At 47.2% G+C, this 21,996-nt stretch carries 18 protein-coding genes; 13 read left to right on the top strand and 5 right to left on the bottom strand.

Features of this window, described 5'->3' with window-relative positions:
* Positions 1-247: 247 nt before the first annotated feature.
* Positions 248-466, top strand: a complete 219-nt coding sequence (locus JMA39_RS07420) for a hypothetical protein (protein ID WP_237732703.1) — start codon at positions 248-250, stop codon at positions 464-466.
* Positions 467-499: 33 nt separating this feature from the next.
* Positions 500-643 (top strand): hypothetical protein, encoded by a 144-nt coding sequence (locus tag JMA39_RS07415; RefSeq protein WP_202721188.1) that lies wholly within the window; start codon positions 500-502, stop codon positions 641-643.
* On the opposite strand, the gene JMA39_RS21295 is transcribed toward JMA39_RS07415, so the two are convergent.
* A complete protein-coding gene (locus JMA39_RS21295; RefSeq protein WP_012278861.1) occupies positions 633-758 on the bottom strand; it encodes a hypothetical protein in 126 nt (41 codons plus the stop codon). The genes JMA39_RS07415 and JMA39_RS21295 overlap by 11 nt on opposite strands.
* Positions 759-988: 230 nt before the next feature.
* On the opposite strand from JMA39_RS21295, the gene JMA39_RS07410 reads away from it, so the two are divergent.
* The 6 genes from JMA39_RS07410 to rraB all read left to right on the top strand — a co-directional run bounded on the left by JMA39_RS07410 (position 989) and on the right by rraB (position 5,771).
* A complete protein-coding gene (locus JMA39_RS07410) occupies positions 989-1,270 on the top strand; it encodes an ABC-type zinc uptake system zinc chaperone (protein WP_202721187.1) in 282 nt (93 codons plus the stop codon).
* Positions 1,271-1,348: 78 nt separating this feature from the next.
* Positions 1,349-2,542 (top strand): hypothetical protein, encoded by a 1,194-nt coding sequence (locus JMA39_RS07405; RefSeq protein ID WP_202721186.1) that lies wholly within the window; start codon positions 1,349-1,351, stop codon positions 2,540-2,542.
* A 28-nt stretch (positions 2,543-2,570) separates the two neighbouring features.
* Entirely contained in the window at positions 2,571-3,452 is an 882-nt protein-coding gene (locus JMA39_RS07400; protein WP_237732728.1) for a metal ABC transporter solute-binding protein, Zn/Mn family, read from the top strand.
* A gap of 125 nt (positions 3,453-3,577) precedes the next feature.
* Positions 3,578-4,369: a metal ABC transporter permease gene (locus JMA39_RS07395; RefSeq protein ID WP_202721184.1), complete on the top strand. Its 792-nt coding sequence runs from the start codon at positions 3,578-3,580 to the stop codon at positions 4,367-4,369.
* 236 nt (positions 4,370-4,605) lie between these two features.
* Positions 4,606-5,334, top strand: a complete 729-nt coding sequence (locus JMA39_RS07390) for a 1-acylglycerol-3-phosphate O-acyltransferase (protein ID WP_202721183.1) — start codon at positions 4,606-4,608, stop codon at positions 5,332-5,334.
* A 29-nt stretch (positions 5,335-5,363) separates the two neighbouring features.
* A complete protein-coding gene (gene rraB / locus JMA39_RS07385; RefSeq protein WP_202721182.1) occupies positions 5,364-5,771 on the top strand; it encodes a ribonuclease E inhibitor RraB in 408 nt (135 codons plus the stop codon).
* 78 nt (positions 5,772-5,849) lie between these two features.
* Here the strand turns inward: rraB and JMA39_RS07380 are convergent, their stop codons facing one another.
* Both JMA39_RS07380 and JMA39_RS07375 read right to left on the bottom strand, forming a co-directional pair.
* On the bottom strand, positions 5,850-6,812 hold the full coding sequence (locus tag JMA39_RS07380) for a GGDEF domain-containing protein (protein WP_202721181.1): 963 nt from the start codon (positions 6,810-6,812) through the stop codon (positions 5,850-5,852).
* A 13-nt stretch (positions 6,813-6,825) separates the two neighbouring features.
* Positions 6,826-7,821, bottom strand: coding sequence for a response regulator (locus JMA39_RS07375; protein WP_202721180.1), 996 nt, complete (start codon positions 7,819-7,821; stop codon positions 6,826-6,828).
* Between the two features lie 374 nt (positions 7,822-8,195).
* Between JMA39_RS07375 and JMA39_RS07370 the strand changes: the two genes are divergently transcribed.
* Both JMA39_RS07370 and JMA39_RS07365 read left to right on the top strand, forming a co-directional pair.
* Entirely contained in the window at positions 8,196-9,002 is an 807-nt protein-coding gene (locus JMA39_RS07370; RefSeq protein ID WP_202721179.1) for a crotonase/enoyl-CoA hydratase family protein, read from the top strand.
* Between the two features lie 176 nt (positions 9,003-9,178).
* The gene (locus tag JMA39_RS07365) at positions 9,179-9,670 is read left to right on the top strand and encodes a YqhA family protein (RefSeq protein WP_202721178.1); all 492 of its coding nucleotides are present in this window, start codon (positions 9,179-9,181) and stop codon (positions 9,668-9,670) included.
* A gap of 30 nt (positions 9,671-9,700) precedes the next feature.
* On the opposite strand, the gene JMA39_RS07360 is transcribed toward JMA39_RS07365, so the two are convergent.
* On the bottom strand, positions 9,701-10,615 hold the full coding sequence (locus tag JMA39_RS07360; RefSeq protein ID WP_202721177.1) for a DUF3530 family protein: 915 nt from the start codon (positions 10,613-10,615) through the stop codon (positions 9,701-9,703).
* A gap of 149 nt (positions 10,616-10,764) precedes the next feature.
* Complete coding sequence (gene rapA / locus JMA39_RS07355; RefSeq protein WP_202721176.1) at positions 10,765-13,671, bottom strand: RNA polymerase-associated protein RapA; 2,907 nt, start codon at positions 13,669-13,671, stop codon at positions 10,765-10,767.
* A 330-nt stretch (positions 13,672-14,001) separates the two neighbouring features.
* Here rapA and JMA39_RS07350 point away from each other — a divergent pair, with 330 nt between their 5' ends.
* The 3 genes from JMA39_RS07350 to JMA39_RS07340 all read left to right on the top strand — a co-directional run bounded on the left by JMA39_RS07350 (position 14,002) and on the right by JMA39_RS07340 (position 21,895).
* Entirely contained in the window at positions 14,002-15,396 is a 1,395-nt protein-coding gene (locus tag JMA39_RS07350) for a PhoH family protein (RefSeq protein ID WP_202721175.1), read from the top strand.
* 190 nt (positions 15,397-15,586) lie between these two features.
* Complete coding sequence (locus JMA39_RS07345) at positions 15,587-19,291, top strand: response regulator (protein WP_202721174.1); 3,705 nt, start codon at positions 15,587-15,589, stop codon at positions 19,289-19,291.
* A 198-nt stretch (positions 19,292-19,489) separates the two neighbouring features.
* Positions 19,490-21,895: a zinc-dependent metalloprotease gene (locus JMA39_RS07340; RefSeq protein ID WP_202721173.1), complete on the top strand. Its 2,406-nt coding sequence runs from the start codon at positions 19,490-19,492 to the stop codon at positions 21,893-21,895.
* Positions 21,896-21,996: the final 101 nt, after the last annotated feature.

The raw sequence follows: 21,996 nt of genomic DNA, 5'->3' as shown, positions 1-21,996 counted from the left end.
AACTGTCGATTTGTTATTGCAATAGCGGTAAACAAAATAGCGAATACATGACTAAATCTGCTAAACTTCGCCGCCTTAAATATTAGGCGAAAATTACGCCGATTATGCAGCTTAAAGAGAGATTACCTCAGTGATATGCGCCCATTGTTCTAAATCGTTTGCGATAGATAAAATTGAAAACCAGAGAGGAAAGGGGTTAGCTAGCGAGATCCAGTGTCCATTCTGTCAGGCTTGGCTGGGCAAAAGTGTGGTTTTATCTTGGGTGAAAATCATCAGCTTTTATACTGGTGTTATCTTACTGGTGTGGAGCTATTTTGATAGCAGTATGCGTGAGATCTGCGTACCTGTGGCGGTCGTTTCTATCATGTTGATGTTGGTGACCCATCTGATGGATCAATTGAAAGTGACAGAAGCACCAGAAGAGGAAGTCGTTGATAATAGCGAGCACCTGCAGAAATACAGATAGTTAAGCTGCTAGTGACAGTAGGCGAGATTAAGTGTGGATAATCTTGCTTTGGGGGCGGCGATAAATCGCGTTAGCTCCAACTCTGACGGCATGAGCCATCAGAGTATAAATACAGAGCTACTTATTACAGAGCTGTTTATATTTGAGCGTTTTGTCGATAACTTGTTTAATCAATGACTTGAACTTGTGCTTCAAGTGCAGCTTCTACGTAGTAAATACCGCCGAGTATCGCAACAAAAAATAGCGTTGTCATGATGATAAACTTTAGGTTTGAGCGAATTACTTCAAGCATGATGTTTGCGCCTTTTTAAAAGATAAACTCTTGTTTAATATCACTATGGATACCATTTCACGCTAGCAATATTAGTGGTTAGAGCTTAAGACAGTATTAAATGCTATTCAAGTTTAGGTGATCTTCATCACAAAGCGTTTGTAACACAGAGCCATTTCTAGGCTTGACTTCAATCCTTATCCACATAAACTTGTCATGTTTTAATACACAAGGTTAACACTGTGATTCGAATGAGTAGCGTAAAGCAGAAACTGGTAATGGGGCTTGTTGCCGTATTCCTGTGTCTGTCATTTGCCGCGTCCGCTCATAGTTTGAGTCATTTGGACGATGGCGCTAAAACCCATTGTACTCTGTGTTATCACCAACACCAGGTCAACAATCTGCTGCCGAGTTGTGAACTTCACATCGTTGTAGAGCGTCAGGGCGTTGTCAGCCAAGAGTACATCCTTCCAGATTCCTACTCACGTCATGTGAGTTTCTTTAATAGCCGCGCCCCTCCAGTTTCAGCTTAATTCTGCACTAACCAACACTAATTTAAGAATTTTAAAAGTATTCCCACGAGGAAGACTGAGCTGTATTTCGGAGAAAAGATGACTATTTCAACTATGCGCCTAACAGGCGTCGCGGCGGCGTGTGCGCTAATTTCAACTCAAGCTGTAGCAAGCGACCCAAGCCTGACTAATCCGGCAATTAGCGCCGTACTCGATGGTTATTATCAGAGCGCAGAGAGACCGATGTCTGAGCGAGTAGAAGGCTTTGGTTTAGGCCATACCGAGTTCGCGCTCAGTGCTAATATCGACGATATGTTCTACGGTAAGCTTACCGCAGTGGTCGAGATGCATGATGGTGAAACAGAACTGGGTTTAGAAGAAGCCTTCATTCAAACCTTGGCCATGCCGGGTGGTTTTTCGGTGCGTGCCGGTCGCTTCCTATCAGATATTGGCTACCTGAATAACCAGCATGTGCATACGGACGCGTTTTCAGACAGACCCGCCGTTTATCGTGCTTTTTTAGGCAGCCACTATTTCGACGATGGTGTACGTTTGAACTATGTTGCACCAACGGATCTCTATTGGACCATGGGAGTTGAAGCCTTTAAAGGTGACAACATGCGTGCCGCCGATGTGCATGGCGAACGCGACTTTAAAAACCTCGGTGTGTATACCGCCTTTACCAAGATCGGTGGCGATGCTGGCGATAACGGTTCTTGGCAAGCGGGTCTCAGCTACTTGCGTAACGAAAATGGCCGTTTGACCGCCGATGAGCACGAACATGTAGCTGCCCTAGATGATCACGGTCATGACCATAGTCACAGTGCACAGTACACGGGTGAAAATACCTATGTGGGGGATTTCGTCTACAAGTGGGCACCCAATGGTAACTATAAGTATCAACACCTGACGTTAAGCGGTGAGTATTTCCGTGTCACTGATTTTAAGCCTATTGAAGAGCATGATGATCATGATTCACATGGTCACGGCGATGAAGGTAAAGACTATCAAGAGGGCTGGTACTTAAGCAGTGTTTATCAGTTTTCACCTCACTGGTCGGCGGGGCTTCGTTATGGCCAGGTCGATACCCAGATGATGCATGGTGATCACTTTGACCCACAAAAGTTGAAAGAGACCGAGGTCAGTCTTGCTTGGCATCATAGTCACTTCTCAACTGTGCGTTTGCAGTACACCAACCAGCAAGGGACTAACTTCGATGGCATCGAAGATGACAATGTCATCACGTTACAATATGTCATGACTCTGGGGGCTCACGGTGCGCATCAATTCTAAGCATTTTTTATCCAAGGGGCTTAAGGCTCTGACATTCACTTTAGCATTAGGTACTGCTAACAGCGCCGTTGCTGGGCTGAATATTTTTGCTTGCGAGCCTGAATATGCCGCATTGGCGAAAGAGTTGGCACCTGATGCCAAGATCTATTCTGCCACTACCGCAATGCAGGATCCTCATCAGGTGCAGGCGCGTCCAAGTTTGATCGCTAAGATGCGTCAGGCGGATCTGGCAATCTGTGCTGGTGCCGATCTTGAGGTGGGTTGGTTACCTATGCTGCAGATGAAATCGGCTAATGCCAAGGTGCGCTCCACCGATCAAGGTTTGTTCTTTGCTGCCGAGCAGATTGAAACCCTAGATCGACTCGAGTCGGTCGATCGCTCCATGGGCGATGTGCACGCAAAAGGTAATCCGCATCTGCATTTTGATCCCAAGCGTTTACTCGATGTTGCAACCGCATTAACGGCTAAGCTTATTCAGTTAGATCCCGGTACGAAAGCAGAGTATGAATCGTCACTAGCTAGCTTTAGCGAGCGTTGGCAGGCTGCGATCCCTAAATGGGAGGCCAAGGCGCAAACTTTACAGGGCAGTAAAGTGATCGCTTATCATTCTAGCTTTAAGTACTTGTTTAACTGGTTGGGGCTAGAGCAGGTTGCCGATCTTGAGCCGAAGCCTGGGATCCCACCGAGTAGCTCTCATCTAGCGGGCTTACTCAGTCGTGCTAAGCAAGGAGATATATTGGCAATCGTGATCGCTTCCTACCAGAGTGAGCGCGGTGCTGATTGGTTGGCTGAGCGCTCAGATCTGCCAGTGCTGATATTGCCTATGTCGGTAGGGGGTAATGAGCAAAGTGTCGATCTATTTGGTCTGTATGACAGCGCGATCGACCTCTTGTTGAGCGCGAAGCAATAACGCTTAGTATGGCCATGATGTTGCCTTGTCTTGTTTAGGCTTGGCATCGACTATGGCTAAAACAAACTAAGACAGATCGCCAAAGGAGATCTGTCTTAGTTTTTTAATGATAAGAGTCATTACATATGTTTGATCTCGATCTACTCTCAATTTTACTGCCCGCTTTTGTCGCTGGGATCCTAGTGTTGTCTACCCATGTGGTACTCGGGCAACAGGTGTTAAAGCGAGGGATTATTTTTATCGATCTGGCGATCGCTCAGGTCGCAGCCCTAGGTGCGATCGTTGGCCACCTCAATCATGATATTGAAGCACTGCCTTTCTCAAATGTGTGGATGCCAGCCCTATTCGCTATTGCGGGCGCAGGCTTTATCGCCTGGTTGTCTAAACGTATGGCAGAAGAACTGGAAGCGATTATCGGCTGCTTCTATGTACTCGCTGCTGTGGCGGCCATGTTACTACTGTCAAACGATCCCCATGGCGCCGAGATGTTGAAGCAGTTAATGTCTGGACAGATCTTATGGGTGAGCTGGAGTCAGTTGATCCTGCCAGCTTGTATCTACCTTAGTGTATTAGCCGTTTTAATTTATCGACCTGCGCTACTTGATGGTCGCGCTTTTTACCTAATCTTTGCCGTGGTGATTACGCTTTCAGTCGAGTTAGTCGGCGTGTATCTGGTATTCAGTAGTTTGATCTTGCCAGCGCTTGCGGTAAACCAATTTAAGGGGCGCTTTAAGCTCGGATGGGCTTATATCGTGGGCTTAGTGGGTTATGTTGCGGGCTTAGTCTTGTCTGCGAGTCTGGATCTTCCTAGTGGCGCAGCCATAGTGGCGACCTTAGCGGTAACGGCAATACTGTTTAGGCTTTGCCTCTATATGAAGAGCAAGCATTTGGCTCTAGAGTGTGAGGAGATGAACTAGATCTGTGTCAGGTCAGACCTTACGGCTAAAAGAACTAAGCTAGAATCCTTGAGTTAAAATACACGAGATTAAAGTTCGCTTAAGCTAATTAAGCTAAAGTCCCGTGATTTTAATCTCGTTTAGCCAACCTTCAGGCTACACGTGTAAACTAATGTTCATTGACATAAGTCGTATTTATATTGAGTCGCATCTAGTTGGTGGCTATACTGGCGCCAATTAAATCGCGGGAGATTCTAGTGCTGTTAATCCTTAGATGTTTGATCTTGTCTATCATGCTGGTATTGGCCTTTATTATCGGTGGCTTAGCTTGTATTTTACGTCCTCGTCACCGAGATAACGTACATATGTTCGCCAAAGTTTTTTCTTGGGCGGCCCCAGTATTGGGTATTAAGGTCATTGTACGTAACCCGCAAAATCAAAGCGGTAAGCCATGTATTTTTCTGGCAAATCACCAGAACAACTTCGATATGTTTACCCATACGGCAGTTGTACCGAAAGGCACCGTGAGCCTAGGTAAAAAGAGCCTAGCGTGGATGCCGTTATTCGGACAGCTCTATTGGCTGTCAGGCAATATTCTTATCGATCGTAAAAACCGTAGTAAGGCATTTGATACTATGGCGGCTACTGCACGTAAGATTAAAGATAAGTGCCTATCGGTATGGATTTTCCCAGAGGGTACACGCTCTCGTGGCCAAGGTTTGTTGCCATTTAAAGCCGGTGCTTTCTATACGGCGATTGCCGCAGGGGTACCTATGGTGCCTGTATTAGCCTCAAATCAGTGTCATATTAAATTGAACCGTTGGAACAATGGTGTGGTGATCATCGAGATGATGGAACCGATTGAAACAATTGGAATTGATAAGACTCAAGTGAAAGAGCTCTCTAAGCGTATTCACGGCATTATGTCGGAAAAGTTGTCGCAGTTGAACCAAGAAGCTTCTGCATTAATGACTAAAGCGGTATAATCGGTCGCGAAATTTTTGAGGAGTCATCGATGTCTATTGAACGCCAGTTAAACGAACAGAAACAAGAAAACCGTGAGATCGTTGAAGCGATTCTTGCTGATGGTTCTTTACCCGATGCCGAGTACACCATCGAGCATCACTTTTCATCGACGAACTTCGATCGTTTAGAAAAAGCAGCTGTTGACGCATTTAAGCTAGGCTATGAAGTCAATGATGCCGAAGAGATGGAGCTAGAAGATGGCTCTGTGATCTACTGTTTCGATGCCGTTGCAAACCATGAGTTGAATACGGATCTGTTAGATAGCGCCTGTGAGAAAATGATCGAGCTAGCGGCTAAGCAGAAGATCGATTATGACGGTTGGGGGACTTATTTCATCGACGAAAATGGCGAAGAAGTCAGAGATGAAGATGATTATGAAGACGAAGAGCTGCACTAATCTGTAACGTTCACCGACTAAAATGCCCATCTAGATGATGGGCATTTTTGTGTCTAGCGTTTATAAATATTTGGACAGTTACTCGTGAGCGATAGTGCAGTTGCGGCCAGCCTCTTTCGCCAGATACAGGGCTTGATCGGCCTGCGACACCCAAGTGTCGCTATCGGTTATCTCGGGCTTTAATTCACATATTCCAAGACTAATCGTGATTTTGATCAGCTGCTCTTCGTAGTAGATCTCTAATTGCTCGATCTTTTTACGCAAACGTTCGGCAAAGAAGCGTGCGTTAGCCGCTGGTGTACTCGCAAGAATGACACCAAACTCTTCTCCGCCATAACGTCCGGCACAATCGGTTTCCCGCAGCGATTTTGTAATGGTATGAGACACATTCTGGATCACTCTGTCACCGGCTTGATGACCGTATCTATCATTGATCGATTTGAAGTGGTCAATATCGAGCATCACTAAGGTAGTGTCGCTGCCATAACGTGCGTGGCGATCAAACTCTTTCTGTAGGCATAATTCCCAGTGACGACGATTAAATAGCTGGGTCAGTCCATCTACCTGGCTTAAATATTCTAGACGTTCATTGGCTGACTTTAGCTGAAGCTTATTGATCGCAACATCGGTAACGTCATAGACAATCATGCTGATATGAGTCACTTCGCCAGTTAATGACGACAGTGGCAGCAGAGTGACGTTTTGATACATAAAATCGGCCCTGCCAGTAATGGGGCGATAATTTTTGAAGCGGAACACGAAGGGACGTTGTTCCCAGCTGATAAAGGCTCGGTTCTTCAGTAGGTAAACCGACTCCATCTTCTGCTTTAGCCATGCTGCAGGCAGATAATCAAATTGCTCAAACAGGTTTTTGTCTTTGATCGAATTAGGTGTGACACCACTGTGGTTTTCCATGAAGCCGTTCCACAGTTGAATGTTGTAATCTCGATCGAGCACGACTAAGCCCACCTCTATGGTCTGCACCATATCGATTAGCCAGTGGAGTTCGTTCATTGCGGTTAGATCTGTATTTGTATCCATCTTATCAGGTGTCTTAATCCAGCAAGTAGCCGAGCTTGTAGTTGAGTGTTGGCAGCGAATCTTCGGTAAACAGTAGCAAGAGATCGCACTGTATATCATGGTCTTCGATGCGGTAATTAATCTCCATAGCCAGTGTCCGGTTCCATTTATCGGAGTTTTCACTGATCAGGTTGTTGACGCTACAGTGTCTTCCCAGAACGACAGGATGACTTTGGCTGAACTTCATATGCAGCTGTTCAGAAATCCCGTTGAGAAAGGCTCCAATGAGTACATTGGCGGTATCGATCATGACTTCGAGTTCTGTTTGCTCATCTTCAGGGTTTTCAAGCTTCATCAGCTTGGCCATATCTTGAAAGGAGGAGTCATGAAAAAGTAATAATGCTTCTCCCGCTACGCCAGCGCCGATAAATCCTTGGCAAAGTGCCGATATCGTACTCTGCTCCTCTGTGGCCTTAAGTGTCATGGTGAGTTCACTGACTTCCAGTACGTTTACATTTGGAATTGGCAGTTTCACAAAGACATTTAATAGCTTGGAGAGTAGATCGGCTGCGCGTCCCATAGCGACGTTAGCCACCTCTTGGCAGGCATCACGCAGATCGACTTTGATCATAGGCGAGCGGGTTTGCTCAGCGCCCTGAGCGAGTTCTAAAATACCGTATTCTTGTAAAATATGACTAATCGAATCGGCACTGACAGGTTTTTGAATAAAATCGAGAGCGCCTAAGCTTTTGACCCGTTCATGAGCCTTAATCTGAATATCACCAGAAACCACAATAACTAGCGCGGGAAGATCCTCTTTCTGGATCGCTTCCAAGACTTGATAACCGTCCATTACTGGCATATTCAGATCGAGAAAGACGACTTCGCCTTTACCTGCACGAATCGCCTCTATACCTTCCAAGCCATTGGTGGCATAGGTGATATCGACATCCCAATCTTTAGGAAGTGTGCGAGCCATCTGTTTGCGGGCAAGCGCAGAATCGTCACAAATTAATATGGGGAGCGGCATTGTTATTGTTATTTCCTATTCATCAACTACTGAGATCTTGGCAACCAAATAAAGTTCTAATCTTGGGCGCTAGAGTCTGTGTCATCTTTTAGAGCCAGTGGGTCGCAGCTGGAATATAGAGCATTCAGTAGCGCGTCCATGGATTGTGTTGTCAAAACGGACACTCTGACTACCTTCCATGACGTAGCCCCTTATAAAGGGTAGCACTACAACCCGATAATTCATTATCAACTTACTAATAGAAAGCCTATTTTTAATGACAATAAAATGACGAGCGTCAGAATTACCACTGTATGTTATAGCTATTAACGAATAATTCCAAACATGTTAACTTAATTGTCTGGACTGACCACTTGCCAAGAAAGGGCGCTAAGATGACTCATGATTTAGTACTAATTACCAAAAAGAATGGCATTGCTTATGTGAGTCTCAATCGACCAGAAAAGTATAATGCTTTGAATTATAAGCTTTTCAAAGAGATTGACCTCTGTATTAAAACTTTAGCAAAAGACAGAGCGCTTACCGCTGTGGTGCTTTTTGGTGAAGGGGGTAATTTTAGCTCAGGTTTAGATGTGAAAAGTGTGATGAGCTCGCCATTAGACGCGGTTAAATTATTATTTAAGTTTTTGCCAGGTAACGCTAATTTAGCTCAGCGAGTCTCGATAGGTTGGCGACGATTGCCCGTGCCCGTTATTGCCGTGCTTGAGGGAGTCTGTTATGGCGGCGGCATGCAAATAGTTCTAGGTGCCGACTTTAGAATTGCCGCGCCAGATTGCAAAATGTCGATAATGGAAGCTAAGTGGGGGCTGGTTCCTGACATGGCGGGTTTTGCTGGTTTACGGGAGTTAATGCCAAAAGATCAGGCGCTTAAGCTTACTATGTCGGCAGAGGTGTTATCTGCACAGCAGGCCCTATCCATCAATTTGGTGACGGCTGTAGAGGCGGACCCCTTGGCAGCCGCGACAGCGTTAGCAACTAAATTAGCGCGTACCTCTCCCGATGCTAATGCGGCTATCAAGCACAGTATTAATAAAAATTGGACGGCTCCTGTTCGTCATTTATTAAGTCGTGAGTCTTGGTATCAGGTTCGCTTATTATTGGGTAAAAATCGAGTGATTGCAGCACTAAGACAGACTAAGAAACCGGATAAACCTTACCGAAATAGGCAGTCTGGCTGGTAAATTGTATCCAAGAGAATTAAGTGTGATCTGATTCACGAAACCTTATGTTTTTAGTGTGGTGAATTATTGCTTCTTTTACACTCCCGTTCCATTTAACGATTCCGGTAGTAGTGTATTAATTCTGCTATCGTTTATTAATAACTTCATCACCCTAATTCATTGGAACCTTAATAATCATGCGTGAACTTTTTGAACGTTTTCTCTGGAGCAGTCGCCTGTCTGTTCTGTTTGGTGTGTTTTCTTGCATCATTGCGGCTTTCGTTGTCTTTGCCATGGGGATTAGAGATGTCGTGCATATGATTGAGCTTATTCTCGGTTATATATTTAGTGGCAGCCATGCGGTGCGTAACGATTTAGTGATGGTTGTGGTGGAGATCTTAGATACTTTCCTACTGGGTGCGGTACTACTCATTTTTGCATTCGGTTTGTATGAGCTGTTTATCAGTAATCTTAAGCATGCCAGTAAGAGTGAGGCTGCTGGTAAGATCCTGATCATTAGCAGCATCGATTCACTTAAGAGTAAGTTGGGCAAAGTGATCCTAATGATGCTGATCATTAAGGTGTTCTCTTTCTTTACCGATATGAAGCCGACTTCTATGTTAGATCTGCTCTATATGGGCATAACTGTGGTATTGATCGCGGGAGCTTTGAAGCTTAGCAAAGACTAAATCCACAGTTCATACTGAAGACAATAAAGCCTATCCATTCGGATGGGCTTTATTGATCCTGCGGGCAAAACCTTCGATTAACTCAAGACAGTCATCCCAAGTTACCTTAAGGGTTAAATCGAGCGCTAAGACTTGCTGACTGTAGCGGTGCGGTGCATTCTCTGGTGCGAGTGTTAATCGCTGCATCTGAGTGGCAAGGGATTGCGCTGTGCCATCCTTCGATTGGATATCTAATACCGGAATAGAGAGCTTTGCCAGCTTCTTTGGTAAAGCTTGATTGGCCGATTCCAGCTCACTATAGGGGTTCACTATCACCATCAAGTCTGGCTTTGGTAGGCGATGTGTTTCTAACAACTCTATGATTAGGTTGGCACTATCCCCCATTGTTACCAGCATTCGCTTACCCGCAAAATGTTTGCCTAAGGCATCGAGCTGAGCCATGGAAGCAAGCATAAAATCGTGCTGCTGTAGCGGCACATTGGCTGCTTCTTGAGCCGGGCTATGCATCTGAATGTTCTGGTTCTCAATCGGTGTTTCAGCTGCGGTATCTTGCTGAGCATCGGGCGTATTGGCGACAACGATTTTTGCATCCTTGTCCTTTAGTTCAGCACCAATATCGGCTTGCATCGGTGGCGTCAGGGCCAGAGTTGCCCATCCGGCACTATTTAGCTCGCGCCTAAGATAGCTGGCTAAGCCCGGTGCATCGGCGCGCTCGCCTAAGGGGGGAACGATAATGGCTAAACCAAGCTGTTTTTTACCTAACCAGGGGCGCAATAGTGCAGGAATGCTCTGATTTTCGACCTGTAACTGTTTGACTTCACTGGCGGGAAGGTAGCTGTAATCCGCATTTGATGCCGATACCATAAATGAGCAGAGGCCAACTAGGACGCCACAAATGACATAAACAGGTGAAAGGGGTTTAGCGATGCTAGAGAACAACTTCATACAGGCGATAATATCCACTGAGATAACAAGGCTTCAGCAGTATATATGTTTATGGTATTAGCATCATGGTGTTTATAAAAACAGGACATAAAAAAGCCCTGAAATATCAGGGCTCATTTTAGCTTAGCTAGCCACTCGCTAAGTTAGGCTTAAGCGTGGCTCACTAGAACCAATCTAATCGCATCAAGTTGTAGCTTGCTGCTGTCTAGGTAACGGTTTAGCTCGCTCATCTGTTCGCTTAGGTGGCTTAGTTCTTCGTCACGAATGTTCGGGTTCACCGCTTTCAGCGACTTTAATCGTTCAAGTTCGCCCGATAACTTACTGGTCATCTTCTCACGAGCACACTCGGTTAGCGTTTGCAGTTCTGCACTCGCAAAAGTCTCAGCTTTAGCAAGTAGAGGGTGCAAAATCGCCTGTGAAGCATTAACCAACTTGCTGGCGATATGGCGATTCACCGCGCTTAACTGTTTGTTAAAGCTCTCGTAAGTCACGTTGTCAGACAGGTTGTTGCCGTTCTTATCCAACAACACACGGATAGGTGTTGGTGGTAGGTAGCGGTATAGCTGGCTAGACTTAGGTGCTGACGCATCGGCTAGATAGATAAGCTCTAGGAACACGGTGCCCGCTGGCAGTGCCTTGTTCTTCAGTACTGCCACGCTAGTGGTACCCGTTTCTGATGAAGTGATCAGATCTAGACCCGTTTGCACCAGTGGATGCTCCTGAGTGATCAGTGCGATATCATCACGAGACAGCGCCATCTCACGATCGAAGGTGACGGTAATGCCATCTTCTGGTAGACCTGGATAGGTCGGGAACATCATGTGCTCACTTGGATGCAGCACGATGGCGTTTTCACCACTATCTTCCTGCTCGACCCCGATAATATCCCACAGACGGATCACAGAGCCGATAAGCTGAGTATCTTCATCTTTGTCTGCTAGGCTTTGCACTAACTTGTTAGCACGCTCACCGCCGTGAGAGTTGATCTCAAGCAGTTTATCGCGGCCTTGTTCCATCGCGATTTTCAGCTCTTGATAACGAGCCTTAGTGCTATCGAGTAAGTTCTCTAACGTCTCTTCGTCGTTATTAAGTAGGCTCTCTAATAGCTCACCCGAGAACTCATTAAATAGAATATGACCACTTGGGCAAGTGCATTCAAAGGCATTTAGCCCTTGGTGATACCACTGCATCAATCTCTCTTGTGCTGTGTTGGCTAAGAAAGGCAGGTGGATCTCAACATCGTTTTTCTGACCGATACGATCCAGACGACCGATACGCTGCTCCAGTAGATCTGGGTTTAGCGGCAGATCGAACAACACCAAGTTGCTAGCAAACTGGAAGTTACGACCTTCAGAACCGATCTCTGAGCAGATAAGTGCCTGAGCACCGCCACTCTCTTGAGCGAAGTAGGCACCGGCTTTATCGCGCTCGATGATCGACATACCTTCATGGAAGACGGTCGCTTGAATACCTTCACGGGTGCGTAGCGCTTCCTCTAAGCTCAATGCCGTTTCGGCTTGGCTAGCGATGATCAGTACTTTCTTGCTACGGTTATTCTTTAAGAAATCGATTAACCAATCCACACGTGGATCGAACTTCCACCAACTTGCGCTGCTGCTGTCGAAATCTTGGTAGATTTTCTCAGGGCTAAGAACCTGTCTAACCTTGGCATTGGTATCTAAGTGCTTGTTCATCATCGCACTTACGCGTGACGCCGTGATGTATTGCTCTGGCATCTTTTGTGGATGCAGATGCAAGTTACGTACAGGGAAGCCTTTTACCGACGCACGGCTGTTACGGTAAAGCACGCGGCCTGTACCATGGCGATCTAGCAGATCTTGTAGTAACTCATCACGAGCTTGGAAACGACTGTCAGCATCGGCCGCTTCGTCTTGAATTAACGCGATTGATGCGCTGATATCTTTCTCAGACAGTAGCTGGGTCAAACCGGCAATGGACTCGGCCGATAGCGACTCGCCAGAGGTTAGGGCTTCAGCCGCAGTTGCAACTTCTTTGTAGCTGTCCTCTTCTTTAAGGAAAGCTTGGTAGTCGTAGAAACGATCCGGATCCAATAGGCGCAGACGAGCAAAGTGGCTCTGGTGACCAAGCTGATCCGGCGTTGCGGTAAGCAGTAACACCCCAGGAATTTCTTCACTTAAGGCTTCAACAATTTGGTAAGCACGGCTTGGGGTTTCTTCCGACCACTCTAAGTGATGAGCTTCATCTACTACCATTAGATCCCAGTCGGCTTCTAACGCTTGATCCAAACGACGCTTCTTACGCAGAAGATCCAGTGAACAGATCACTAGCTGCTCGGTATAGAAAGGGTTGTCGTGATCGGCATAGGCCTCGACGCAGCGGTCTTCATCGAATACAGAGAAGCGCAGGTTAAAGCGACGTAGCATCTCGACTAACCACTGGTGACGCAGAGTATCAGGTACGATAATCAAGATACGCTCGGCGCGGCCCGTCAGTAGTTGCTGATGGATAATTAAACCCGCTTCGATGGTCTTACCTAGACCCACCTCATCGGCAAGCAGTACGCGCGGCGCAAAGCGCTGACCCACTTCGTGAGCAATCCACTGCTGATGCGGGATCAATCCAACGCGAGGCCCTTGCAGTCCTAGCAGATCGGATGTCGCTAACTTATTGCGTAGCTGTTGGCATTGGTAGCGCACATTAAACCTGTCTAGGCGGTCGATTTGTCCGGCGAATAGACGATCTTGTGGCTTATTAAAACGGATATTGTGATTCAACAAGGTTTCACGCAGGCTAACCTGCTCACCAGTTTCACTATGGGTGCCGTGGTAAATAATCAGTGATTCTTTCTCTTCAACTTCGGTCACCGTTAATTTCCACTCTTCGTGGCTTTCTATGGTGTCGCCCGGGTTGTAAATAACACGAGTAAGTGGGGCTTCTGTACGAGAGAACAACCTATTCTCGCCTGTTGCAGGGAAAAGAACGGTCACCATGCGACCCTCCACTCCAACTACTGTACCTAAACCTAATTCTGATTCGGTGTCACTGATCCAACGTTGACCTAAGGAAAACGGCATTTAAAACTCTCATATACTGGGTGAATCACAAGGGGCGCGTATGGTATACCAATCGTGAGCATATTGAAAATTGAACCCACTAATATTCGTCCCCAATCTGAAATAGTAGTGTACAAAATAATCAGTTGAACAGGAGTATTTTTTTGTTTCACAGTGCAGTCACATTCCTTCGATATTAATGAAGCAAGTTTTACAGCTTAAAAACTATACCGGGCATTGAAGCCGAACAATATTGGTGGCAGTATGAGATTAGGGTTAACAATAAATTTACAATAAAGGGGAGCTAAGCCGATCGCATATTAAAAAAATTAATGCACAATTGGAGGCGCCATGGAACAAGACGACAGAAAGTTGTTTGTACTGGATACCAACGTATTACTGCATGAACCTTTGGCTATATACTCGTTCAAGGAGCATGACGTAGTCGTGCCAATGACAGTTCTAGAAGAGCTGGACCTGATTAAAGATAGAAAGCGAGATGTGAGTCGTGATGCAAGAGTCGCGATTAGAGCATTAGAAGATATTTTAGGAGGACAGACGACACCCGAGCAGATAGTGCAGGGCGTATCACTCCCAAGCCGAGAGGGTCACGGTGACGCTTCTGGCACCCTGTCAATTTTCCCCGACCATCAGATAGAGTTCACCATCGGCAGTATGCCCGGTGACAACAACGATAACCGCATCATCAATACCGCGCTGCACTTACAACAGCTGCATCAACCCCGCAAAGTGGTGCTGGTCACCAAAGATATCAATATGCGTCTTAAGGCCAAAGGTGCGGGTATTCAGCAGGTAGAAGATTACCGTACCGACCAGTTGATCGATGATATTCGTTTCCTCACCAAAGGCTTTCACCGTTTCGAAGGTAGTTTTTGGGAGCGAACCGATGATGTTACCACCGAAAGCGATGGCCGTCATACGGTGCACAGCGTACCGATAGATAGACTTGGTGATGATATTTTCTATACCAATCAGTATCTATTGGACGACAGTGGTGATTTTTGTGGACGCATTGTCGAGAAGACCCCCACTGAGCTCAAGTTTTTAGACTTGGGGCAAGAGAGGTTACTTAATCTTGAGGCATGGGGGATCAGACCTAAGAATGTTTATCAAGGTATGGCGATGCAGGCCTTGATGGATCCTGAGATCGATCTGGTGATCTTAACTGGCCCCGCTGGGTGTGGTAAAACCTTGCTGGCGTTAGCCGCAGCACTGGAGTTAGTGGTCGAGCGAGGCCAGTATGAAAAGGTCATCGTCACCCGTAATACTCCAGAGATCGCCGAGTCTATCGGCTTCCTTCCTGGTACGGAGGAGGAGAAGATGGCGCCTTGGTTGGCGGCGATCACCGATACCCTAGAGGTGCTGCATAAGCACGATGTCAATCCGAGTGGCAGCATGAATTACATCATGGATAAGGCTAATATCCAGTTTAAGTCGATTAACTTTATGCGAGGTCGCTCGATTCAAAACTCGGTTGTTATCCTCGATGAGTGCCAAAACTTAACCGCATCGCAGATTAAGACTATGATCACCCGAATGGGTGAGGGCACAAAGCTTATCTGTAGTGGTAACTTGGCGCAGATCGACTCAAATTACTTAACCGCCGTCACTTCGGGGCTTACCTATATCGTCGAACGGTTTAAAGATTTCGATGGCAGTGCCAATATCTACTTAAATGGCGTAGTTCGTTCACGTTTAGCCGAATTTGCCGAAGAAAACCTCTAGTTCGCACTGTTTTAGCTTTCTCGAGTTAAGACAGAGTTAACAGATATGCAAGGCCTCACTATTGTTGAGGCCTTTTTATACGTTTTTAGGCTATGATTGAAAGCTATCTTCCTGATATTATTGGTCAGAGCCGAGAACTGTTTGGCGCATATTTTGATTGCTCACGAGAGAGAATTACCAAGGGTTGTAAATGAAACGTAATGAGCCGACTCTTCAGCTAAAGTCAACGATTCAAAAGAACTATAACAGAGCGGTTTTTTACACCTATATCGGCGTAATCATCATGGCTTTGGCAACGGCTTGGATGTCGTTTGATCGCCAGAAAGCACAACTGGTTACTCAGACAGAAGAGCTGGTTGAGCGTCATGTGCTGCAGGTGGATCTGTTACTCGAGTCGAGTATTCGGGCGGTTCAGAGTCTACGCAATGTTGCGGTAGATCATCTCAGATTAGGCGAGTTGGTGCGTAAAGAGCGCCTACCTCAATATGAAAAGTTTAACGAGAGTGGCCAGTTTTTTACTCTAGAGCCTAGCTATGCCAAGAGTGGTGAACCTTTTACCAACATGGGACGCATTACAGGTGCGGGTTCGCTCAATGGCCGTAGCGATAAGTTTTATCAAGAGCTGGAGATGCTATTCGAGCTATCTCTGTCTTTTCCGGTCGCCAACGAAGCCGCGCCTAAGGCTTCTTCTATCTACTACATCTCCAAACGCCGCATCATGTCTTATTTCCCGTGGCCAGCGGATGAGCAGCGCTTTCGTGATGAGCTGCTGAATAAGAAACAGTTTCAGTTAGTCACTCCAGCTAACAACCCCCAGCGTAGTGTCGCTTGGAGCCCCGCTTATGTGGAGCCAACGGGAAAAGGGTTATTAACCACGCTGGGCGTGCCTATTTATCTCGAAGATGAGTTTATCGGTTCGATCAACTTAGATATGACGCTGGCATCATTGCGTAAGCAAATTCGTCTCTACTTTAAGATGCCTGGTACGGTGATCTTACTGGATCAGAACAATAATATCCTGACCCATAGCGATATCGACAACTCCGATATTAATCGGGTCTATCATATCAGCCAGAAGATCCCCTCTGAGCTTCATTCGATCCCTGAGTCTGAGCTATTCGATGCCCATGATGGCATCATCCGTAACGGCTATTACATCCACTCTGTGGCACTGCATAATGCCCCTTGGCGCTTACTCTACCTGCAAGATGTCGATGAGCTTTTTAAAGACTCATGGGAAAAGCTGGAGCTGACCTTCGTGTTGGTGGTGATGGCGCTGTCGGTGCTGGTGACAGTCGTTCACTGGTTGACGCGTCGCTCATTCGTTAATCCCGCCTCTAGGCTGTTGACCCATCTGGAGCAATGTTCGGCCGAGCCAATCAAGCCGCCAGAGCGGATCACCGTCGGTTGGGCGCCATGGTTCCAACTGGTGAGTCGGATTTTTGAAGAGAACAAACAGTACACTCGTCATCTGGCTGAGCAGAACAGGCGCCTCGATAAGCTGGTAGCCCAGCGCACAGAGCGCCTAAAAGACACCACAGAGCGCCGTGAACAGGAATACGCCTTACTCCGCTCTTTGCTCGACTCGATCCCCGAGGCGATTGTGTTTAAAGATAAAGATGGGCGTTATCTTGGCTGTAACAAATCGGCTGAGCGGATGTTGGGCTTTAGCGAAAGCGAAATGATTGGTCAGCTCTCTGATGCGCTGACCCCTGATGAGCAATCGCAGCGTATTCGTGCCGAAGATGAGCGGGTACTGAGAGAAAGAACGCCACTGCGTTATCAAGAGAAGGTCGAGCTTGCAGGCAAACCCGTGCTGCTCGACACCTTGAAACTGCCATTCTATAACCGCCGTGGTGAGCTGCTGGGCTTGATTGCCGTGTGGCGTGATGTGACCCGAGAGTACGAGTCGGCAGAGCAGCTGCGTCTGTCTGAAGAGCGTTATCACCTCGCCATGGATGCGGTAGAAGATGGTCTATGGGATTGGTATCTAGACTCTGAGCAGATCATCTGTAACCCAGCTTACTATTCGATGTTGGGCTATAAGGTCAATGAGTTCCCCGCCTTAGTGTCGACAATCGATGAGCTTATCCATCCCGATGACCGCATTCGTGTTGAGGAGTACCGTGATCAATATCTAGCAGATCCGGTTGGTGCCTACGATATTGAATTTAGAATGCTAGGTAAGAGCGGTGAGTATCACTGGGTGCTCTCCCGTGGTCGTGTGGTTGAGTTTACGCCGAATAATCAACCTAAGCGTATGGTGGGAACACACAAGGATATTACCCGTCATAAGCGTAACGAAGTGGCGATGCTTGAGGCGAAGCAGGACGCTGAGATGGCCAACCTGTATAAGAGTGAATTCTTGGCTAATATGAGTCATGAAATTCGCACGCCGATGAACGCCATTATCGGTATGCTACAACTAGCGCAGCGCACTTCGCTCACTGCGCAGCAGAAAGATTACCTTGAAAAGGCGGGCTTCTCGGCGCACTCGCTGCTGCGGATCATCAACGACATTTTAGACTTCTCTAAGATTGAGGCGGGTAAGCTTGAGCTTGAACGCGTCGCCTTCCCGTTAGATAAAGTGCTGGATCACGCATTGGATCTCAACGCGCTTAAGGCGCAAGAGAAAGGCGTAGAGTTACTGCTATATGCGCCAGTCACTGCAGGATTGTTCCTCGAAGGTGACCCGCTGCGTTTAGGGCAGGTGTTAATTAACCTACTGTCTAATGCGGTGAAATTTACCCAGTCCGGCGAAATTGAGCTTGGCTGTGAAGATGTGGGCGAACGCGATCATCGTATTACGCTCAAGTTCTGGATCCGTGATACCGGGATCGGTATCAGTAAAGAGCAGCAGGCGACCCTGTTTGATGCCTTTGCTCAGGCAGATGGCTCCACCACCCGTAAGTATGGCGGCACCGGACTCGGACTGTCTATTAGTAAGCATTTAGTGTCTATGATGGGGGGTCAGATGCAGGTCGAAAGTGAGATGGGCGTGGGCAGTACCTTTAGCTTCACCATCAGCTTCGAGATTGCTGAGGAGGCCGAAGTACAGCCTCTAGTGGTGCCTGAAACCTTAGGTAACTTAAAGACCCTCGTTATCGATGATAACCCGACGGCGCTACAGATCTATTCGAGTGTGATGCGTGATTTCCACTTCAATGTCGATACCGCAGCCAGTGGGCCTGAGGGGCTGTATAAGTTAGCTAAGAACCCTGTTGATCTGCTATTAGTCGACTGGATGATGCCTGAGATGGACGGTATCGAAGTGATCAAAGAGATCGATGAGATGGTGGCCGATGGTCGGCTGGCCAAGCGCCCGATCATCATGATGATGACGGCTTATGCCGCTGAGCCGATGCACAAAGATGTGGAACAGGCCAACGTGTTTGCCTTGTTGCAGAAGCCGTTTAAGGCTTCAACCTTATTCGATGAGATTATCTCAGCCTTCGCCGATGAGCCGAGTTTAAATCCACTACCCGAAAGTGTAGAGGAGGTGCCTGATGAAGATACGGGTTATGTGTTATTAGTTGAAGATAACTTTATCAACCAGCAGGTGGCGACAGAGCTACTTAAGAGTGCGGGTTACACAGTGGATGTGGCCGAAAATGGCCAGATAGCCTTAGATATGATCGATAAGACTCAATATGACGCAGTGTTGATGGATATTCAGATGCCAGTGATGGATGGTCTTACCGCCACTAAGGAGCTGCGTAAACGTTATTCTGCAGAAGAGTTACCTGTGATTGCAATGACGGCCCATGCCATGTCAGGTGACAGAGAAAAGAGCTTGGCGGCGGGAATGAATGCCCATATTACTAAGCCTATCGTGCTTACAGAGCTGTTCGAGACCTTAAGCCACTGGATAAAAGAGTGCGGTAGGAAGTCCTAAAACGATACTTCGCTGCGAATTATACCTAACCTAAGTGATACTTGCTCAAATTGACAAAGATAGGCTTGCTAAAGTGCAAGCCTATTTATTAAGCTAAATGCCATTCATTATATAAAGCAAAATAAGCTACTCATTAATAATAAAGGCTATTGTCACTAAAGTTGCACGGTAGCGACCAACAAGGATCAAGGAGATCGAATGAGACCCTACAAGCTCGCGCTGGCAATTGCACTCGCCGTTGTGCCTATGACCAGTGCTGTGGCTGCCACCACAAACACCGCAACATTGATTAAAAAGAGTCAGGCAGCGACAGGTTTCATCAATCTGTTTTATGACAAAGCCTCGGGAGATCTCTATCTCGAAGCCAATAAATTAGAGCAGCCTTTCTTAATGCTCACTAGCTTGCCCCATGGTGTCGGCTCTAATGATATCGGTTTAGACCGAGGTCAGCTTGGGCGTACCCGCATGGTACAGTTTGAGCGCCACGGTCCTTATCTTATTTTAAAGCAGCTGAATACTCACTACCGCGCCGACACCGATAATGCTGCCGAACAGCGTGCGGTAAAAGAGGCCTTTGCCGAGTCAGTGTTGTGGCGTGGCAAGCTGGTCACTGGTAAACGAAATTTAGTGGCGATTAACGACTTAGTGGTTAACGATCTCCACGGCATAAGCGATGTACTCGAACACACTAAGCAGGGCAGCTATCAGTTAGATCCATCAAAGTCATTGATCTTGCCTGAAGGAGTGAAATCCTTCGAGCGCAACAGCGATATCGATGTACTACTGACCTTTAACGCCGCCAAAGAAGGCAACTACGTCGCTCAGGTGACTCCCGATGCCAAGCATCTATCGGTGCGTCTACGTTACTCATTTATCGCGCTGCCTGAAGAGGGCTACCAAGCACGCGCTTATCACCCTTTAAGCGGTTATTTATCTGATGAATACCTCGATTATGGCACCCGTGTCGATGAAGATATTCGTCAGCGCTTCCTATTGCGTCATCGATTACAAAAAGTCACCCCAGGCTCGGCACCAAGCCAAGTGGTTAAGCCGATCACCTATTATCTCGACCCTGGCGTACCCGAGCCGATTCGAACGGCGTTATTAGAGGGGGCAAGCTGGTGGGAGGATGCCTTTACCGATGCAGGCTTTATCAACGGCTTTAAGGTCGAATTGCTGCCAGAAGATGCCGATCCTCAAGATGTGCGTTACAACGTGATCCAGTGGGTGCACCGCGCGACGCGTGGCTGGTCTTATGGCTCAGCCGTGACCGATCCGCGCACAGGTGAAATTATTAAGGGCCATGTGACGCTAGGCAGCCAACGCGTGCGCCAAGATCACCTGATTGCCCGTGGATTAACAGCAGGCTGGGAAGATAGGGCCGCAGCCGATGACGCTTCGATGGCGCTAGCGCTAGCGCGTATTCGTCAGTTGTCGGCCCATGAAGTTGGCCACACATTAGGGCTAGATCATAACTTCTCCTCATCGAGTAATAACAACGCCTCGGTGATGGACTACCCGCACCCTATGGTGACCATCAATGGCGATAAAATTGATATCAGCAAGCCCTACGATGAAGGCATTGGCGCATGGGATAAATATACCGTGGCCTATGGTTATGGTGAGTACGGCGCCAGTGAAGAGGAAGCGCAGGGACTGGCCAAGCTCAGAGACGATGTTGCAAAACAGGGGCTCAGATATATCGGCGAGGCTGACTCACGTACCGCAGGGGCGAGCAATGCCTACGCCAGTCTTTGGGATAATGGCAACGATCCCGTGGCCGAACTCACTCGACTCGGTGAAGTGCGCGCCAAGGCGATGAATGACTTTTCTGCCGAGGCCTTACTGGCTGAGCAGCCACAGGGCGAGCTTCAAGATGCGTTTGTGCCAATTTATCTGCTGACACGCTTTCAGATTGCCGCGGCGGCCAAGATGATTGGTGGTACCACATACAGTTATAGTGATGGTGTCGATGGTCAAACTTGGCACTATGTGGCGCCAGCAATTCAGCAGCAGGCATTAGAAGCGTTATTAGCAACGCTTTCACCAAATGCATTAGTGGTGGATGAGAAGCTGCAAGAGCTATTAGTGCCCAAGGCGGGCAACTATTATAAAACGCGTGAGAGCTTCGATTCAGGCTTAGGCGTGATTACCGATCCGCTAGCCATGGCCGAAGTATTGAGCCGTTTAACCCTATCGCAAATCTATGCACCAGAGCGGATCAATCGAGTAAATCAAGCCTACTTGAGCGACAAGGAGCAATTGTCAGTCACTAAGTTGACCGATAAGGTATTGGCTAGCACGCTATTTAACGATATCCCAACGGGGCCAGAACTTGGCGTATGGATGCGGGTTAATACCGTGACAATCGATAGTCTATTAGCGGCGTTTCATGATCCCAAAACCAGACCTGAAGTGAAAGCCCAACTGGCCGAGCGTTTGGCTTATACCGTTAAGCAGCTTAAGCGCAAGGTGAAGCGGGTGAGTGCTTATGAAGCTGCTCATTATGCTTGGTTACAGCAAGGTATTGAGAAGGGACTTAAAGATGCTAAACATAAGCTAATTGCTAAGCCATTGTCGCTACCGCCGGGATCGCCGATTTAATCTCATATTTGTATTAGGGGATTAATCGATATCAAAAGCGCGAATATTCGCGCTTTTTTTATCTTAAAAACTTGTTTGTCATTGAAACTATCTCGTTATCT

This window comes from Shewanella schlegeliana, from assembly GCF_016765635.1.
GTDB lineage: Bacteria > Pseudomonadota > Gammaproteobacteria > Enterobacterales > Shewanellaceae > Shewanella > Shewanella schlegeliana.
This window is presented reverse-complemented; position numbering and strand designations above follow the sequence as displayed.

Bases quoted from the DNA above. Each gene is read 5' to 3' on its own strand.
- JMA39_RS21295 (WP_012278861.1), bottom strand. From the start codon at position 758: ATGCTTGAAGTAATTCGCTCAAACCTAAAGTTTATCATCATGACAACG.
- JMA39_RS07410 (WP_202721187.1), top strand. From the start codon at position 989: ATGAGTAGCGTAAAGCAGAAACTGGTAATGGGGCTTGTTGCCGTATTC.
- JMA39_RS07405 (WP_202721186.1), top strand. From the start codon at position 1,349: ATGACTATTTCAACTATGCGCCTAACAGGCGTCGCGGCGGCGTGTGCG.
- JMA39_RS07395 (WP_202721184.1), top strand. From the start codon at position 3,578: ATGTTTGATCTCGATCTACTCTCAATTTTACTGCCCGCTTTTGTCGCT.
- rraB (WP_202721182.1), top strand. From the start codon at position 5,364: ATGTCTATTGAACGCCAGTTAAACGAACAGAAACAAGAAAACCGTGAG.
- JMA39_RS07380 (WP_202721181.1), bottom strand. From the start codon at position 6,812: ATGGATACAAATACAGATCTAACCGCAATGAACGAACTCCACTGGCTA.
- JMA39_RS07375 (WP_202721180.1), bottom strand. From the start codon at position 7,821: ATGCCGCTCCCCATATTAATTTGTGACGATTCTGCGCTTGCCCGCAAA.
- JMA39_RS07370 (WP_202721179.1), top strand. From the start codon at position 8,196: ATGACTCATGATTTAGTACTAATTACCAAAAAGAATGGCATTGCTTAT.
- JMA39_RS07365 (WP_202721178.1), top strand. From the start codon at position 9,179: ATGCGTGAACTTTTTGAACGTTTTCTCTGGAGCAGTCGCCTGTCTGTT.
- JMA39_RS07360 (WP_202721177.1), bottom strand. From the start codon at position 10,615: ATGAAGTTGTTCTCTAGCATCGCTAAACCCCTTTCACCTGTTTATGTC.
- rapA (WP_202721176.1), bottom strand. From the start codon at position 13,671: ATGCCGTTTTCCTTAGGTCAACGTTGGATCAGTGACACCGAATCAGAA.
- JMA39_RS07350 (WP_202721175.1), top strand. From the start codon at position 14,002: ATGGAACAAGACGACAGAAAGTTGTTTGTACTGGATACCAACGTATTA.
- JMA39_RS07345 (WP_202721174.1), top strand. From the start codon at position 15,587: ATGAAACGTAATGAGCCGACTCTTCAGCTAAAGTCAACGATTCAAAAG.
- JMA39_RS07340 (WP_202721173.1), top strand. From the start codon at position 19,490: ATGAGACCCTACAAGCTCGCGCTGGCAATTGCACTCGCCGTTGTGCCT.